12 protein-coding genes are annotated in these 15081 nt (G+C 62.8%); 5 read left to right on the top strand and 7 right to left on the bottom strand.

Features of this window, described 5'->3' with window-relative positions; all coding sequences use genetic code 11:
- The first annotated feature begins 57 nt into the window (after positions 1-57).
- Positions 58-411, top strand: a complete 354-nt coding sequence (locus V6093_RS22535) for an MGMT family protein (RefSeq protein ID WP_003251897.1) — start codon at positions 58-60, stop codon at positions 409-411.
- A 43-nt stretch (positions 412-454) separates the two neighbouring features.
- Entirely contained in the window at positions 455-2002 is a 1548-nt protein-coding gene (locus V6093_RS22530) for an AmpG family muropeptide MFS transporter (protein ID WP_104962507.1), read from the top strand.
- Positions 2003-2338: 336 nt separating this feature from the next.
- Here the strand turns inward: V6093_RS22530 and V6093_RS22525 are convergent, their stop codons facing one another.
- From V6093_RS22525 to V6093_RS22515, 3 genes are all read right to left on the bottom strand, one after another.
- Positions 2339-3580 (bottom strand): MFS transporter, encoded by a 1242-nt coding sequence (locus tag V6093_RS22525; protein WP_179053434.1) that lies wholly within the window; start codon positions 3578-3580, stop codon positions 2339-2341.
- Positions 3581-3790: 210 nt separating this feature from the next.
- On the bottom strand, positions 3791-4633 hold the full coding sequence (locus V6093_RS22520) for a mechanosensitive ion channel family protein (protein WP_004575128.1): 843 nt from the start codon (positions 4631-4633) through the stop codon (positions 3791-3793).
- 116 nt (positions 4634-4749) lie between these two features.
- Positions 4750-5235: a YajQ family cyclic di-GMP-binding protein gene (locus V6093_RS22515; protein ID WP_003251890.1), complete on the bottom strand. Its 486-nt coding sequence runs from the start codon at positions 5233-5235 to the stop codon at positions 4750-4752.
- Positions 5236-5335: 100 nt separating this feature from the next.
- On the opposite strand from V6093_RS22515, the gene V6093_RS22510 reads away from it, so the two are divergent.
- The 3 genes from V6093_RS22510 to V6093_RS22500 are packed head-to-tail and all read left to right on the top strand — an operon-like array spanning position 5336 to position 8889.
- Entirely contained in the window at positions 5336-6253 is a 918-nt protein-coding gene (locus tag V6093_RS22510; protein WP_003251888.1) for a putative 2-dehydropantoate 2-reductase, read from the top strand.
- Positions 6254-6290: 37 nt separating this feature from the next.
- Positions 6291-8321 (top strand): ATP-binding protein, encoded by a 2031-nt coding sequence (locus V6093_RS22505; protein WP_047604419.1) that lies wholly within the window; start codon positions 6291-6293, stop codon positions 8319-8321.
- Between the two features lies 1 nt (position 8322).
- Positions 8323-8889, top strand: coding sequence for a cob(I)yrinic acid a,c-diamide adenosyltransferase (locus V6093_RS22500; RefSeq protein WP_004575125.1), 567 nt, complete (start codon positions 8323-8325; stop codon positions 8887-8889).
- Positions 8890-9019: 130 nt separating this feature from the next.
- On the opposite strand, the gene V6093_RS22495 is transcribed toward V6093_RS22500, so the two are convergent.
- From V6093_RS22495 to secA, 4 genes are all read right to left on the bottom strand, one after another.
- A complete protein-coding gene (locus tag V6093_RS22495; RefSeq protein ID WP_047604417.1) occupies positions 9020-9964 on the bottom strand; it encodes a Nudix family hydrolase in 945 nt (314 codons plus the stop codon).
- Complete coding sequence (locus V6093_RS22490) at positions 9961-10593, bottom strand: glutathione S-transferase family protein (protein ID WP_047604414.1); 633 nt, start codon at positions 10591-10593, stop codon at positions 9961-9963. Before V6093_RS22490 ends, V6093_RS22495 begins: the two co-directional genes overlap by 4 nt.
- Before the next feature lie 155 nt (positions 10594-10748).
- Positions 10749-11966, bottom strand: a complete 1218-nt coding sequence (argJ, locus tag V6093_RS22485; protein ID WP_003251879.1) for a bifunctional glutamate N-acetyltransferase/amino-acid acetyltransferase ArgJ — start codon at positions 11964-11966, stop codon at positions 10749-10751.
- Positions 11967-12148: 182 nt separating this feature from the next.
- Complete coding sequence (secA, locus tag V6093_RS22480) at positions 12149-14884, bottom strand: preprotein translocase subunit SecA (protein WP_003251877.1); 2736 nt, start codon at positions 14882-14884, stop codon at positions 12149-12151.
- Between the last annotated feature and the right edge of the window lie 197 nt (positions 14885-15081).

Below are 15081 nucleotides of genomic sequence, written 5' to 3'. Positions count from 1 at the left end.
CAACTCTCATTTACCAGACCACCGGTCCGGTTTCATCTGCAGCCCAAGGCGGGCGAGATGTCTGATGGATATGAGCACGCCCTCGATTCGGCCGAGGGCCGACGAACGGCGCTGTATTCAGTACTGGGCCAAGTGCCACCCGGCAAGGTCGTGAGCTATGGCCAACTGGCCGAACTGGCTGGGCTTGGCCGTGCGGCGCGCTGGGTTGGGCGCACCCTGGGGCAGTTGCCTGCAGACACACGCCTGCCTTGGCACCGGGTGCTCGCTGCGGGTGGCCGGCTGAGCCTGGCGCTGGGCACCCCGTCGGGCGATGAACAACGGGCGCGGTTACGCGCAGAAGGTGTGAATGTAAGCAACAATCGTGTGGATATGACGCGCCATGGCTGGCGCCCAATGGAGCACAGCGGTTAGAGTGCGCGCTTTGTTTTCGAAAACTTGAGGCAGATGTTGGCCCATGCCCCGTAAAACCTGGCGCGCTGCGCTTGCTGCCTATGCCAGCCCGTCAACATTGGTACTTTTGCTACTCGGTTTCGCCGCCGGCCTACCCTACATGCTGGTGTTCTCGACCCTGTCGGTATGGTTGCGCGAAGCCGGCGTTGCCCGTGAAACCATCGGTTATGCAAGCCTGATTGGCTTGGCCTACGCCTTCAAGTGGGTCTGGTCACCGCTGCTCGACCAATGGCGCTTGCCGCTGCTTGGCGGCCTCGGGCGCCGGCGTTCGTGGCTGCTGTTGTCGCAAGCGCTGGTGGTGATCGGGCTGGTCGGCATGAGCCTGTGCGACCCGCAACAGCATCTCTCCTGGCTGATTGCCATGGCCGTACTGGTGGCTTTCGCCTCGGCTACCCAGGACATTGCAGTCGACGCCTACCGCCTGGAAATCGCTGACGACCAGCGCCAGGCCGCGCTCGCTGCCAGCTACATGGCCGGCTACCGGGTGGCTGCCTTGCTCGCCACGGCCGGTGCCCTGTTCTTCGCCGAGTGGTTCGGCTCTACCGGCTTCAGCTACCTGCACAAGGCCTGGGCCGGCACTTACGTGATGTTCGGGGTGATGATGCTGCCCGCCCTGTTCACCACGTTGGTCATGCGCGAACCGCCAGTGCCCATGCGCACCCAACTGTCGGCAGCGCGCTACGGGCTGGTGCACCAGATGGCTTCGGTGTTCGTGCTGATCATCCTGCTGGTCTCGGTACCGGCCAGCTTCACCCAGATGTTCAATACCGGCTGGTCCAGCGTGGTCTCCGGTGATGCCACGCCGCTCGACCTGCTGCTGGAAGACCGCGCCTTCCTGCGCCTGATCCTCTACGTGCTGCTGACCTGGGCCTGCCTGTCGAGCCTCGGCCGCCGCGGCCTGGCTCCCGTGCTGACCCCGATCAACGACTTCATCACCCGCTACCGCTGGCAGGCTCTGCTGCTGCTCGGCCTGATCGCCACCTATCGCATGTCGGACACGGTGATGGGGGTGATGGCCAACGTGTTCTATATCGACATGGGCTTCACCAAGGACCAGATTGCCAGCGTCAGCAAGATCTTCGGCCTGATCATGACCCTGGTCGGCGCCGGGGTTGGCGGCCTGCTGATCGTACGCTTCGGCATCATGCCCATCCTGTTCATTGGCGGCGTAGCCTCTGCCGGCACCAACATCCTGTTCCTGATGTTGGCTGACATGGGGCCGAACCTGGAAATGCTGGTGGTGACCATCTCACTGGACAACTTCAGCTCCGGCATGGCTACCTCGGCCTTTGTCGCCTACCTGTCCAGCCTGACCAACCTGAAGTTCTCGGCGACCCAGTACGCGCTGCTCAGTTCGATCATGCTGCTGTTGCCGCGGCTGATCGGCGGGTATTCGGGCGTTATTGTGGAGAAGTTCGGCTACCACGACTTCTTCCTGATCACGGCGCTGCTGGGGGTGCCTACGCTGATCCTGATCGCCCTGCAGTGGCATCAGGAAGCCGGGCGGGGAACGCCGGTGGCCGAGGATCACTCTGTGGCTGAGCGGCCCTGAAGTTTTGTATTGCCTGTGCTGGCCTCTTCGCGGGTAAACCCGCTCCTACACCGGGCCGCGCTGCCTTGTAGGAGCGGGTTTACCCGCGAAGAGCCCGGGCCGCGTTGCCTTGTAGGAGCGGGTTCACCCGCGAAGAGGCCGGCCCGCGTTGCCTTGTAGGAGCGGGTTCACCCGCGAAGAGGCCGGCCCGCGTTGCCTTGTAGGAGCGGGTTCACCCGCGAAGAGGCCGGCCCGCGTTGCCTTGTAGGAGCGGGTTCACCCGCGAAGAGGCCGGCCCGCGTTGCCTTGTAGGAGCGGGTTCACCCGCGAAGAGGCCGGCACAGGCAATACCACTTATCAAGCTACAGCCCCTTCCCCAGGCCGCCCCCCCACCACAAACCACAGCGGCCACAGCGCCAACGCCCCCGCCACCCCCGCCGCCAGGGCAAAATGCAGCAAGCTGGCACCGGCGCCAATCATCGCCAGCAGCGCACCGCCGAGCCCCAGCAAGGCAATGGTGATCATCCCCAGCATGGCCGAAACCAACCCCTTGCTCTGCTCACTGGAGAACAGCGTCATGCGGTACAGCACCGCATTGGCCACGCCCAACCCCAGCGCATACAGCGACATGCCAGCCACCACACTGGTCACACTCGGCCAGTACCAGGTCGCCAGCACCATCAGGCACAGGCCCGCCAGGTATGGCCAGAGCGCACCACGCACCAGGGCTGGCAGCGGGTAGCGATCGGCAATGCGGTTGATGATCAGGTTACCGAGGATCAGGCCGCCAAAGACCGGCAACTGCCACAAGGCATACTCCAGGGTACTCAATCCCTCATCGTGAATCAGCAGCACCGGCGACAGGCCAATCCAGCCAATCAGCGGCAAGCCGACCAACCCAAGGGCAGCGCTGCCTGCAACGAAGGGGCGGTTGCCCAGCAGCTGGCCATAGCCCGCCAACAGTGGCAGCAGGTGAATCGGCGTGAACGCCAGCCGCGAACCGTCACGGCGCTCCACGCCCAGGGTTTCCGGCATCAGCCGGTACAGCAGCAGCCAGGCCAGCACCGCGCCGATGGCGAACGCCACGAACAGCCAGCGCCAGTCCAGCCATTGCAGCAGCAAGGTGCCCACCAGCGGCCCGAGCAGGGGCGACAGCAAGGCGATGTTGGCCAACAGGGCCATCATGCGTACGGCATCAGCCTCGCTGAAAGCCTCGTTCAGGGCTGGGTAGCTGACGGTGACCACAAAGCCCAGGCCAATGCCCTGCAACAGACGCAACAGGTTGAACAGGCCGATGTCCTGGACCCAGAAGGTAGCCAGGCAGGCCAGGCCAAAGAATGCGCAGCCGACCAGCAGCAACGGGCGCCGTCCATAACGGTCGGCCAACGGGCCGATCAGCCATTGCAGTACCACGCCCCCCAGCAGGTACAGGTTGAGGGCATGGGGTATGTATTCGGGGCTGGCGTCGAGGTCGTTGACCACGACAGGCATGGCCGGCATGACCGCGTCGCTGGCCAGGTAGGTCAGCAGTTCGAACAGGGCCAGGGTCAGGCCGAACAGCAAGGCACGCAGAGGGGTGATATACAGCAGTGGTTTCATGATGGCGTATCGGGTGTGGCGGGCGGGGTCACGCTATATGCCAGAAATGGCTGGAAATTGCTGTGAGCAAGTGTAATCAGGGTCGGAAAAAACTGGGGCCGCTTTGCGCCCCTTCGCGGGCAAGCCCGCTCCTACACAGAACACGCATGTCCTCGTAGGGGCGGGCTTGCCCGCGAAGGGGCGCAAAGCGGCCCCGGCTTTAACGCGGTATTACTGCGTTGCAGTCTCCTGCACCACGCGAATAACCCGCTGCGGAAACGGAATATCGATCCCTTCGGCCTTCAACCGGTCACGCGCATACTCGTTGAGCATGAACATCACGTCCCAGTAATCGGAGGTCTTGGTCCACAAGCGCAGCGATACGGTGATCGAGCTGTCGCCCAGCGTCGACACGACCGCCTGCGGTGCAGGGTCTTGCAGAACACGCGGGTCCTTTGCCAGCTCCAGCAGCACATTGCGGGCCTTCTGCAGGTCGGCCTCGTAGTCAACGCCCACATCGAACACCACCTTGCGCGTCGGCTGGCGGTTGGTGTTGGTAATGATGCCGTTGGACAGGCTGCCATTGGGCATGATGACCGTCTTGTTGTCACCGGTGCGCAGCACAGTGTGGAAGATCTGGATACTGTCGACGGTGCCGGAAACGCCCTGCGCCTCGATCCAGTCACCGATACGGAACGGGCGGAACATCAGGATCAGCACACCACCGGCGAAGTTCGCCAGGCTGCCCTGCAAGGCAAGGCCGATGGCCAGGCCTGCGGCACCGATGGCGGCGACGAACGAGGTGGTCTCGATGCCGATCATCGAGGCCACGCTGACCAACAGCAGCACCTTCAGCACGATGTTCGCCAGGGTGCTGATGAAGCCCTGCAGCGCCAGGTCGGCGTTGCGCAGGCCAACCAGCTTGCCGAGGCGGGCGCTGACCTTGTTGATGATCCACCAGCCAACCGCCAAGGTCAGCAGTGCCAGCAGCACACGGCTGCCGTATTCCATGATCAAAGGGATCCACGTCTGGGATTGGCGGACGAGCTGGTCGACCTCAGCGTTCAAATCCATATTCATCTCCTGATGCCGAGCGGCAAGTACACGGTAGAACAGGCCGCGCGTGTTATTACGCAACCCCGGCCCCCATGGACATCATTTGGCCATCGGGGTTCCGGGCCACCCCCACATCAGTCGCGGAAGTTGTTGAACTGCAGCGGCATGTCGAATTCCTTGGTGCGCAGCAGGGCAATGGCTTCCTGCAGATCGTCACGTTTCTTGCCGGTTACCCGTACCTGCTCACCCTGGATGGCGGCCTGTACTTTCAGCTTGCCATCCTTGATGGTGGCAACGATCTTTTTTGCCAGGTCCTTGTCGATGCCTTCGCGGAACTTGGCTTCCTGTTTCTTTTCCTTGCCGGAGGCGTAGGGGTCCTTGGTTTCCAGGCACTTCACGTCGATCTTGCGCTTGACCAGTGCAAGGCGCAGGATCTCCAGCATCGCCTCGAGCTGGAACTCTTCCTCAGCAGTGAGCATCACGGTCTGCTCTTTGTCCTTGAACTCGAAGGTGCCTTTGCCCTTGAGGTCGTAGCGGCGGTCCAGTTCCTTGATGGCGTTGTCGACCGCGTTCTGCACTTCGTGCTTGTCCAGTTCCGATACCACGTCGAACGAAGGCATGGTTGTTCTCCCAAAATAAAAGCGCGCTCAGGCTGAAGATGGAGCGCGCTGGGTTTGAAGGTTAAAATGCGGACTCATTATAACGGGTTGCGAAACGCATATGAGCAGCACCTGGCATATTCTCGGCGCCGGTAGCCTTGGCAGTCTGTGGGCCTGCCGGCTGGCACGCGCCGGCAAGGCTGTGCGCCTGATCCTGCGTGACGGACAACGGCTGCAGGCCTATCAGCAGGCCGGTGGCCTGACCCTGGTCGAGCAGGACCAAACCCGGCGCTACGCCATACCGGCCGAAACGGCGCAAGCGCAAGGCCCGATCCACCGGCTGCTGGTGGCCTGCAAGGCCTATGACGCTGCCCCGGCGATTGCCGGTCTAGCACCTCGGCTGGCCGAGAGCGCCGAAGTGCTGCTGTTGCAGAATGGCCTGGGCAGCCAGGATGAAGTCGCCGACCTGGTGCCGCACGCTCGCTGTATCTTCGCCTCCAGCACCGAAGGCGCCTTCCGCGAAGGGGACTGGCAAGTGCGTTTTGCCGGCCATGGCTTCAACTGGCTAGGCGACCCACGAAGCCCCCTGCTCCCCGCCTGGTTCGATGACCTGCACGAGGCCGGTATCCCCGCTGAGTGGACAGTAGACATACTGACCCGCCTGTGGCGCAAGTTGGCGCTCAATTGCGCCATCAACCCGCTGACCGTGCTTCACGATTGCCAGAATGGCGGGCTGCTGGGGCACCTGGGTGAAGTGCAAGCCCTGTGCGTCGAACTGGCCCGACTGCTGCGCCGTTGCGGCCAGCCGCAAGCAGCCGAGGGGCTGGACGAAGAAGTTCAGCGGGTAATCCTCGCCACCGCAGCCAACTACTCTTCCATGTACCAGGACGTGCATGCAGGACGGCGCACCGAGTTGCACTACCTGCTCGGCCATGCTTGCCGCGCTGCGGGCCGTCATGGCCTGCAACTGCCGCAGCTGGAACACCTGCTGCAGCGCTTGGTCGAAAACCTGCGCGTGCGTGGCTTGCCTTGCGACTGACGCGGCCCTTCCACCGGATACGGACATTGCCTTGCCCATGACCTTGCGCCAACGCCTGGAAAACCTCCCGGTCGGGCAGAAGCTGCTGGCGGCCCTGCTGGTTTTGCTGGTGACCATCTTGCTGATGGCCAACCTCACCTTCATCAGCGCCGCCTACTGGATCACCCAGGAAAGCATGGCGCCCCAGGCCATGCACACCATCGGCCGGCTGGTGGCCAATCCACAGCTTGCAGCCCGCGCCGGCGACACCCCGGACACGGCCCGTGCCCTGCTCAAGGAACTGGACAGTTACACACCGCTGCGCGCCGCCGCCATCTACGGTGGCGATGGCCGAATGCTGGCGCAGTTGCAGCATGGCGAGCCGCTGGCCCTGCCCAAGCGTTTTCGCAACATCGACGGCTGGCGCCTGATGGAGTTTCGCAGCACTCAGTTGATCCGCATCCCCCGCGATGCCAACCCACCGGCACATTTGCTGTTGGTAGCCAGCAGCGAACTGCCCACGGCCTTCTACACCGGCACACTCAGTGCCAGCCTGGGCATCCTGGTGTTCAGTGTCCTGCTATGGATCGTCATCGCCCGGCAGATCAAACGCCTGATCACCCAGCCGATCAACCGGCTTGAGGAGCTCAGCCGCCAGGTTACCCGCGAAGAGAGCTACGCCTTGCGCGCCCAACGCGGCAATGATGATGAAATCGGCAGCCTGGCCGAGGCCTTCAACACCATGCTGTCGCGCATCGAGGCCCGCGAGCAGCAGCTCAAGAGCGCCCGCGACGAGTTCCAGAGTGCCTACGACCAGGCTCAGGGCCTTGCCGAAGAAACCCGCCACACCAACCGCAAGCTGGAACTGGAAGTACAGGTACGCAGCAAGATCGAGAAAAAGCTCACCGGTTTTCAGAACTACCTCAACAGCATCATCGACTCGATGCCCTCGGCACTGATCGCCCTCGACGAACAGCTCTACGTGACCCAATGGAACCACGAAGCCACGGTGCTTTCCGGCACGCCACTGGACGAGGCACTCAACCAGCCGGTGTTCATTGCGTTCGAGCCGCTGAAGCCGTTCCTCCCGCAACTGAAGGAAACCGTGGAAAAACATCGAGTGGCGAAGATCGAGCGGGTAACCTGGCCCAAGGGCGACGACCTGCGCCACTACGCCCTGACCTTCTACCCACTGACCGGCGGCGGCGGGCGCGGCGTGGTCATTCGTATCGACGACATCACCCAGCGTCTGTCATTGGAAGAAATGATGGTGCAATCGGAGAAAATGCTCTCGGTCGGGGGTCTGGCTGCCGGCATGGCGCACGAAATCAACAACCCGCTGGGCGCTATCCTGCACAACGTGCAGAACATTCGCCGACGCCTGTCGTCCGACCTGCCGCGTAACCAGGAACAGGCCGAAGAGCTGGGCATCGACCTGGCCACGATCAACCGCTACCTGGACAGCCGCGAGGTGCCGCAACTGCTCGACGGCATTCAGCAGGCCGGCGCCCGGGCGGCGAAGATCGTCACCCACATGCTCAGCTTCAGCCGCCGCAGCAACCGCCAGCTGGTGCCATGCGAGCTGCCGGCACTGATCGATCAGGCGCTTGAAATTGCCGGCAATGACTTCGATCTGGCCATCGGCTTCGACTTCAAGGGGCAAGCCATCGTGCGCCAGTTCGACCCCGACCTGGGGCCGGTGCCATGTACCGCCAACGAGCTGGAACAAGTACTGCTCAACTTGCTGAAGAACGCAGCCCAGGCCATCCACCAACGCCCGCAACCCAGCGAGCCCGGACGCATCACACTGCGCACCCGGCTAAACCCGCCATGGGCGGAAATCCAGGTCGAAGACAACGGCGTCGGCATGCCCGAGGCGGTGCGCAAGCGCACCTTCGAGCCGTTCTTCACCACCAAGGAAATCGGCCAGGGTACCGGGCTGGGCCTGTCGGTCTCGTACTTCATCATCACCAACAACCACAAGGGGCAGATGGAAGTGCAATCCACGCCAGGCCAAGGCACCTGCTTTACCCTACGCCTGCCCCTCACCCAGCCGGCAGCGGCGGTGCCGGCCAGAACGGAGCAATGACATGGGCTACCGCCTTTCGAAGATCTATACCCGCACCGGCGACAAAGGCGAAACCGGCCTGGGCGACGGCCGTCGGGTGCCCAAGGACCACCCGCGGATCGAAGCGATTGGCGAGGTGGACAGCCTGAACAGCCAGTTGGGGTTGCTGCTGGCGGGGCTCGCCGAGCACGGGCTGAATGAAGTGACCACGGTGCTGGCGCCGTGTCAGCACCGCTTGTTCGACCTGGGTGGCGAGCTGGCGATGCCCAGTTACCAGGCATTGACCCTGGCGGAAGTGGAACGCCTGGAGGCGGCCATCGATGTGTGGAACGAAGAGCTGGGGCCGCTGAAAAACTTCATTCTGCCCAGTGGTTCGGCGCTGGTGGCGCAGGCGCACGTGTGCCGCAGCCTCGCGCGCAGTGCAGAGCGCCGGTGCCAGCAGTTGAATGCCATGGAGCCGCTGGAAGGCGTTGGTTTGGCGTATATCAACCGGCTTTCCGATCTATTGTTCGTGGCGGCGCGGATCATCGGGCGGCGCCAGGGGGTGGCTGAGGTTTTGTGGCAGCCCGCCGAGAAACCCAAAGGCTGATACTTCTGGGGCTGCTTTGCAGCCCATTCGCGGGCTTGCCCGCTCCCACAGGCTTCGAGCAGGCTTGAAGCGCCTGTGGGAGCGGGCAAGCCCGCGAATGGGCCCCGCAGCGGCCCCTGTTACAAGGGACTCAAACCTCGGGCCAGAACGCCCGGATCCCGGCTACACCCTGTGCCCCGGCTTCCCAGGCCTGCTCGCGCTCACCCGGCCCTACCCCACCCAGCAGGTAAACCGGCTTGTTGAACCCGGCAATCAACCGCTGCGCCTCATCCCATCCCAACGGCACCGCCTCTGGGTGAGTCTGGGTCGCCTGCACTGGCGACAAGGTGACAAAGTCCACGCCCATCTGTTCAGCCAGCGCCAGCTCTTCGGCACTGTGGCAGGATGCCGCCAACCAGCGCTCCTTGGGGAACGGCCGGCCCCTGGCGGCGTACTTGCGCAGCTGCGCGGCCGTCAGGTGCCAACCGGCCGCCGGGAAATCACCCAGCCATTCCAGTGGCCCTTTAAGCATCAGCTGCGCCTTGCCCGCACACAGCCCGACCGCATCCACCGCCACGTCGCGGTACTTGGGGTCGTACATGTCCGGGGCACGCAACTGGATCAGGCGAATACCATTGGCCACCGCCTTCTGGATGCCCTTGAGCATTTGCGGCACTTCCAGGCCGTCCGGGGTGATCAGGTACTGGTCCGGCAGGCGCGCAGCGGCGACGATCGGCTTGTTGGCCTCGGGGAATTCGTACTGCGGCAAATCGCGCGGGGCAACCCATTCCAGCGGCTGGCCTTCGGCACCATGGGGTTCGCCAGTGAACGCTTCGACCTCGCGCACGTCCAGCAGCACCTGCTTGTCCGGGTAGTCATGGCTGACCTTGATCAGCGCACGCGACCGGCTTACCTCGATGCCCAGCTCCTCGCGCAGCTCGCGGGCAAGCGCCGCTTCGACGCTTTCGCCTTCTTCCACCTTGCCACCGGGGAACTCCCACAAGCCGCCCTGGTGCTGGGTATCGGCACGACGTGCGATCAGAATACGGCCATCAGCGCCGCGAATCACGGCAGCTACTACATGAATCCGTTTCACGCTTCACGCTCCTCCAGGCCTGCCTGTTGCCATGCCTGGAAGGCTGGCCATTGATAAATGGTCTCGATGTAGGCTGCCGCCTCGGCGGGGACTTCTATGCGGTAGGTGCGCAGGCGCACGGCCACCGGGGCAAAGAAGGCATCGGCCAGGCTTACCTTGCCGAACAGGAACGGGCCGCTGTCCTTGGCCACCAGACGGCATTCGGACCACAGCGCAACGATACGGTCGATGTCGATTTGCACGTCCAGCGGCACGCTGTCCAGCGCCTGGTCGCGCGACAAGTCGAACGGCATGGCGCCGCGCAGGGCAAAGAAGCCGCTATGCATCTGCGCACAGGCCGAACGGGCCTGGGCACGCGCCGCCACATCGGCAGGCCACAGCTGGGCTTCGGGGTGGCGTTCGTTGAGGTATTCGGCAATGGCCAGCGAGTCAGCGATCACACCGTGCTCGCTCTTGAGCAGCGGCACCTTGCCGGTGGAGGAGAAAGCGAGGATGCGCTGGCGGGTATCAGGCTGGTTCAGCTTGATCAGGGTTTCTTCGTAGGGCACGCCAGCCAGCTCGAGGGCCAGGGCGCCACGCAGCGACCAGGAGGAGTACAGCTTGTCGCCGATGATCAGGTGATAGCTCATGGTTCGGCTCCATCAGGTTTGTCTTGCAAAACCCGCAGGCCGCTGCGCGGCCTTTCGCGGGCAAGCCCGCTCCCACAGGGACCGCACCGCTCCTGCAGGCATTGCAACACCTGTGGGAGCGGGCGTGCCCGCGAAGAGGCCTTCGGATCAGTAGATCAGGTACGGTACTCGGCGTTGATCTTCACGTACTCGTGGGACAGGTCGGTCGTCCAGATGGTTTCGCTGCACTGGCCACGGCCCAGTTCGATTCGGATGGTGATCTCTTCCTGGGCCATCACTGCCGAACCCTGCGCTTCGGTATAGCTCGGGCTGCGGCCGCCTTTGCTCGCAATGCAAACGCTGTCCAGGTAAACATCGATCAGGCTCACATCCAGCTCCGGTACACCGGCACGGCCTACCGCAGCGAGGATACGGCCCCAGTTCGGGTCGGAAGCGAACAGCGCGGTCTTGATCAGCGGCGAGTGGGCCACGGCGTAGCCGACGTCCAGACACTCCTGGTGGTTACCACCACCGTTGACTTGCACGGTCACGAACTTGGTCGCGCCTTCGCCGTCACGGACGATGGCCTGGGCCACTTCCATGCACACTTCGAACACGGCCTTTTTCAGCGCTTCGAAGAGCGCGCCGCTGGCTTCAGTCACTTCCGGCAAGTCGGCCTTGCCGGTAGCGATCAGCATGCAGCAATCGTTGGTCGAAGTGTCACCATCGATAGTGATGCGGTTGAACGACTTGTTGGCGCCGTCCAGCATCAGGTCCTTGAGGACGCTTGGCGCCACCTTGGCGTCGGTAGCGATGTAGCCCAGCATGGTCGCCATGTTCGGGCGGATCATGCCTGCACCCTTGCTGATACCGGTAACGGTGACGGTCACGCCATCGTGCTGGAACTGGCGGCTGGCCCCCTTGGGCAGGGTGTCGGTGGTCATGATGCCGGTAGCGGCCTCAGCCCAGTTGTTCTCCGACAGGTTGTCGAGGGCGGCCTGCAGCGCGCCTTCGATCTTTTCGACCGGCAGCGGCTCGCCAATCACGCCGGTGGAGAACGGCAGTACCGACTCTGCCGGTACGCCAGCCAGTTCGGCCAGCTTGGCGCAGGTGCGCTCGGCGGCGGCCAGGCCTGGCGCGCCAGTACCGGCGTTGGCGTTACCCGTGTTGGTCAGCAGGTAGCGCACGGTGCCCTGTACACGCTGCTTGGACAGGATCACCGGCGCTGCGCAGAAGGCGTTGAGGGTGAACACGCCAGCCACGCTGGAGCCTTCGGCACAGCGCATGACCACCACATCCTTGCGCCCCGGGCGCTTGATACCGGCAGAAGCGATACCGAGTTCAAAACCCGGAACCGGGTGCAGGGTGGGCAAAGGACCAAGACCAACAGCCATTAGAGCGCTCCTAGAAAAAACGATGATGTCGAAAAAGGGGCCGCTTCGCGCCCCATCGCGACACAAGGCCGCCCCCACAAGGATCGCGCCCGTTCATGGACGAGCGCGCTACCTGTGGGAGCGGCCTTGTGTCGCGAAAGGGCCGCAAAGCGGCCCCAGGCTTGTACAACGTAAGGTTCAGATCACTCGATCTGACCATGGCAATGCTTGAACTTCTTGCCCGAACCACACCAGCACGGCTCGTTGCGGCCCAGCTTCTGGTCATTGCGTACTGGCGCCGAGGCTACCGCTACTTCGGCACCCTCCTCGCTCAGTTGCTCACTTTCCAGGCCCGGTGCAGCGGCGTGCTGGAATTGCATGCGACTCGCCAGCTCTTCGGCCTCGCGGCGCAGGCGGGCTTCTTCTTCGGCCGGGTCTTCGCGGCGAACCTGTACGTGCGACAGCACGCGGATGGTGTCGCGCTTGATCGACTCCAACAGCTCCTGGAACAGGCTGAACGACTCGCGCTTGTACTCCTGCTTCGGGTTCTTCTGCGCATAACCACGCAGGTGAATACCGTGACGCAGGTGGTCCATGGTCGACAGGTGGTCTTTCCACAGGTCGTCCAGTACGCGCAGCAGAATCTGCTTCTCGAAGGTTCGCAGGGCGTCGAGACCGGCCTGGTCTTCCTTCTCGGTGTAGGCAGTGGTGATCTCGTTCAGCAGCTTCTCGCGCAAGGTCTCTTCGTAGAGGTGATCGTCCTCGTCGAGCCATTGCTGAATCGGCAACTTGATGGCGAAATCGCTGGCCAGCGAAGCCTCCAGGCCGGCTACGTCCCACTGCTCTGGCAGCGACTGCGGCGGAATGTGCTGGCTGATGGTAGCGTCCAGTACTTCCTTGCGGAATTCGACGATGGTGTCGCCAATGTTCTCGGCGGCCAGCAGGCTGTTGCGCATGTGGTAGATCACCTTGCGCTGCTCGTTGGCGACGTCGTCATATTCGAGCAATTGCTTACGAATGTCGAAGTTGCGGCCTTCGACCTTGCGCTGGGCTTTCTCGATAGCGTTGGTGACCATGCGGTGCTCGATGGCCTCGCCCGACTGCATGCCCAGTGCCTTCATGAAGTTCTTCACCCGGTCAGAGGCGAAGATGCGCATCAGGCTGTCTTCCAGCGACAGGTAGAAGCGGCTGGAACCCGGGTCGCCCTGACGACCGGAGCGGCCACGCAGCTGGTTGTCGATACGGCGCGATTCGTGACGCTCGGAAGCGATTACATGCAGGCCACCCGTCTCGATCACTTGCTGGTGACGCTTCTGCCAGTCGGCCTTGATCTGGGCAATCTGCTCGGCTGTCGGGTTTTCCAGGGCAGCCACTTCGGCTTCCCAGTTACCGCCCAGCAGGATGTCGGTACCACGGCCAGCCATGTTGGTGGCGATGGTCAGTGCACCTGGCGCGCCTGCTTGCGCGATGATCTCGGCTTCCTTCTCGTGATACTTGGCGTTGAGCACCTTGTGGTCGATCCCTTCCTTTTTCAGGAGGTTGGACATGTGCTCGGAAGTCTCAATGGTCGCGGTACCTACCAGCACCGGCCGGCCCAGCTTCATGCTTTCCTTGATGTCGGCGATGATCGCGGCGTATTTCTCGTCAGCGGTCAGGTACACCAGGTCGTTGTAGTCCTTACGCGCCAGTGGCTTGTTCGGCGGAATGACCATCACGTTCAGGCCGTAGATCGACTGGAACTCGAATGCTTCGGTGTCGGCGGTACCGGTCATGCCGGACAGCTTGGTGTACAGGCGGAAGTAGTTCTGGAAGGTGGTCGAAGCCAGGGTCTGGCTCTCGGCCTGGATGTTCAGGTTCTCTTTGGCTTCGATGGCCTGGTGCAGGCCCTCGGACAGGCGACGGCCCGGCATGGTACGGCCGGTGTGTTCGTCGATCAGCAGAACCTGACCGTCCTGGACGATGTACTCGACGTTGCGGTGGAACAGCTTGTGTGCACGAAGACCGGCGTAGACGTGTGTCAGCAAGCCCAGGTTGTGCGCGGAGTACAGGCTCTCGCCCTCAGCCAGCAGGCCCGCCTGGGCCAGCATCTCTTCGATGAACTGGTGACCGGCTTCATTCAGCTCCACCTGGCGACTCTTCTCGTCGATGGTGAAGTGGCCTTCCTGGGTGACCTGGCCTTCGACCTCTTCGATGTGCTGGGTGAGGCGCGGGATCAGGCGGTTGATCTCGATGTACAGCTTGGAGCTGTCCTCGGCCTGACCGGAAATGATCAGCGGGGTACGCGCTTCGTCGATGAGGATGGAGTCGACTTCGTCGATCACGGCGAAGTTCAGTTCACGCTGGAACTTCTCGTCCTGGCTGAACGCCATGTTGTCGCGCAGGTAGTCGAACCCGAATTCGTTGTTGGTGCCGTAGGTGATGTCGGCTGCATAGGCGGCGCGCTTTTCTTCCGGCGGCTGGAAGGCCGAGACGATACCGACCGACAGACCGAGGAACTCGTACAGCGGGCGCATCCAGTTGGCGTCACGGCGCGCCAGGTAGTCGTTGACGGTGACCACATGCACGCCCTTGCCGGACAATGCGTTGAGGTAGACGGCCAGGGTACCGACCAAGGTCTTGCCTTCACCGGTGCGCATTTCTGCGATCATACCCTCGTGCAGGGTCATGCCGCCGATCAACTGCACATCGAAATGGCGCATGCCCATTACACGCTTGCCGGCCTCACGGGCCACGGCGAAGGCTTCGGGCAGCAATTGGTCCAGTGTCTCGCCTTTGGCCAGGCGTTCCTTGAACTCTGCAGTCTTGCCCCGCAGTTGCTCGTCGGAGAGGGCCACCATCTTCTCTTCGAAGGCATTGACGATACTCACCGTCTTGAGCATGCGTTTGACTTCACGCTCGTTCTTGCTTCCAAAAAGTTTTTTTAACAAAGGCGCAAACATATCGGCAGGATCTTCCACACGTAGGGATGGAGGGCGGCCCCATGAGTCGCCCGTGCAGCCCATAGGCCGCATGCGAACGAGCATTCTACCCGGAAACGATGGTGAGGAAAGTGGTGGATTTCCACGATGCTGATACAGCGTTTTGGCAGGGGCCTGTTTTAGATAGGGGCATTTTCACTGAGTTCAAGGCTTGGCAA

The organism is Pseudomonas putida group bacterium ESBL64 (assembly GCF_045277175.1).
In the GTDB taxonomy this organism is placed as follows: domain Bacteria; phylum Pseudomonadota; class Gammaproteobacteria; order Pseudomonadales; family Pseudomonadaceae; genus Aquipseudomonas; species Aquipseudomonas alloputida.
This window is presented reverse-complemented; position numbering and strand designations above follow the sequence as displayed.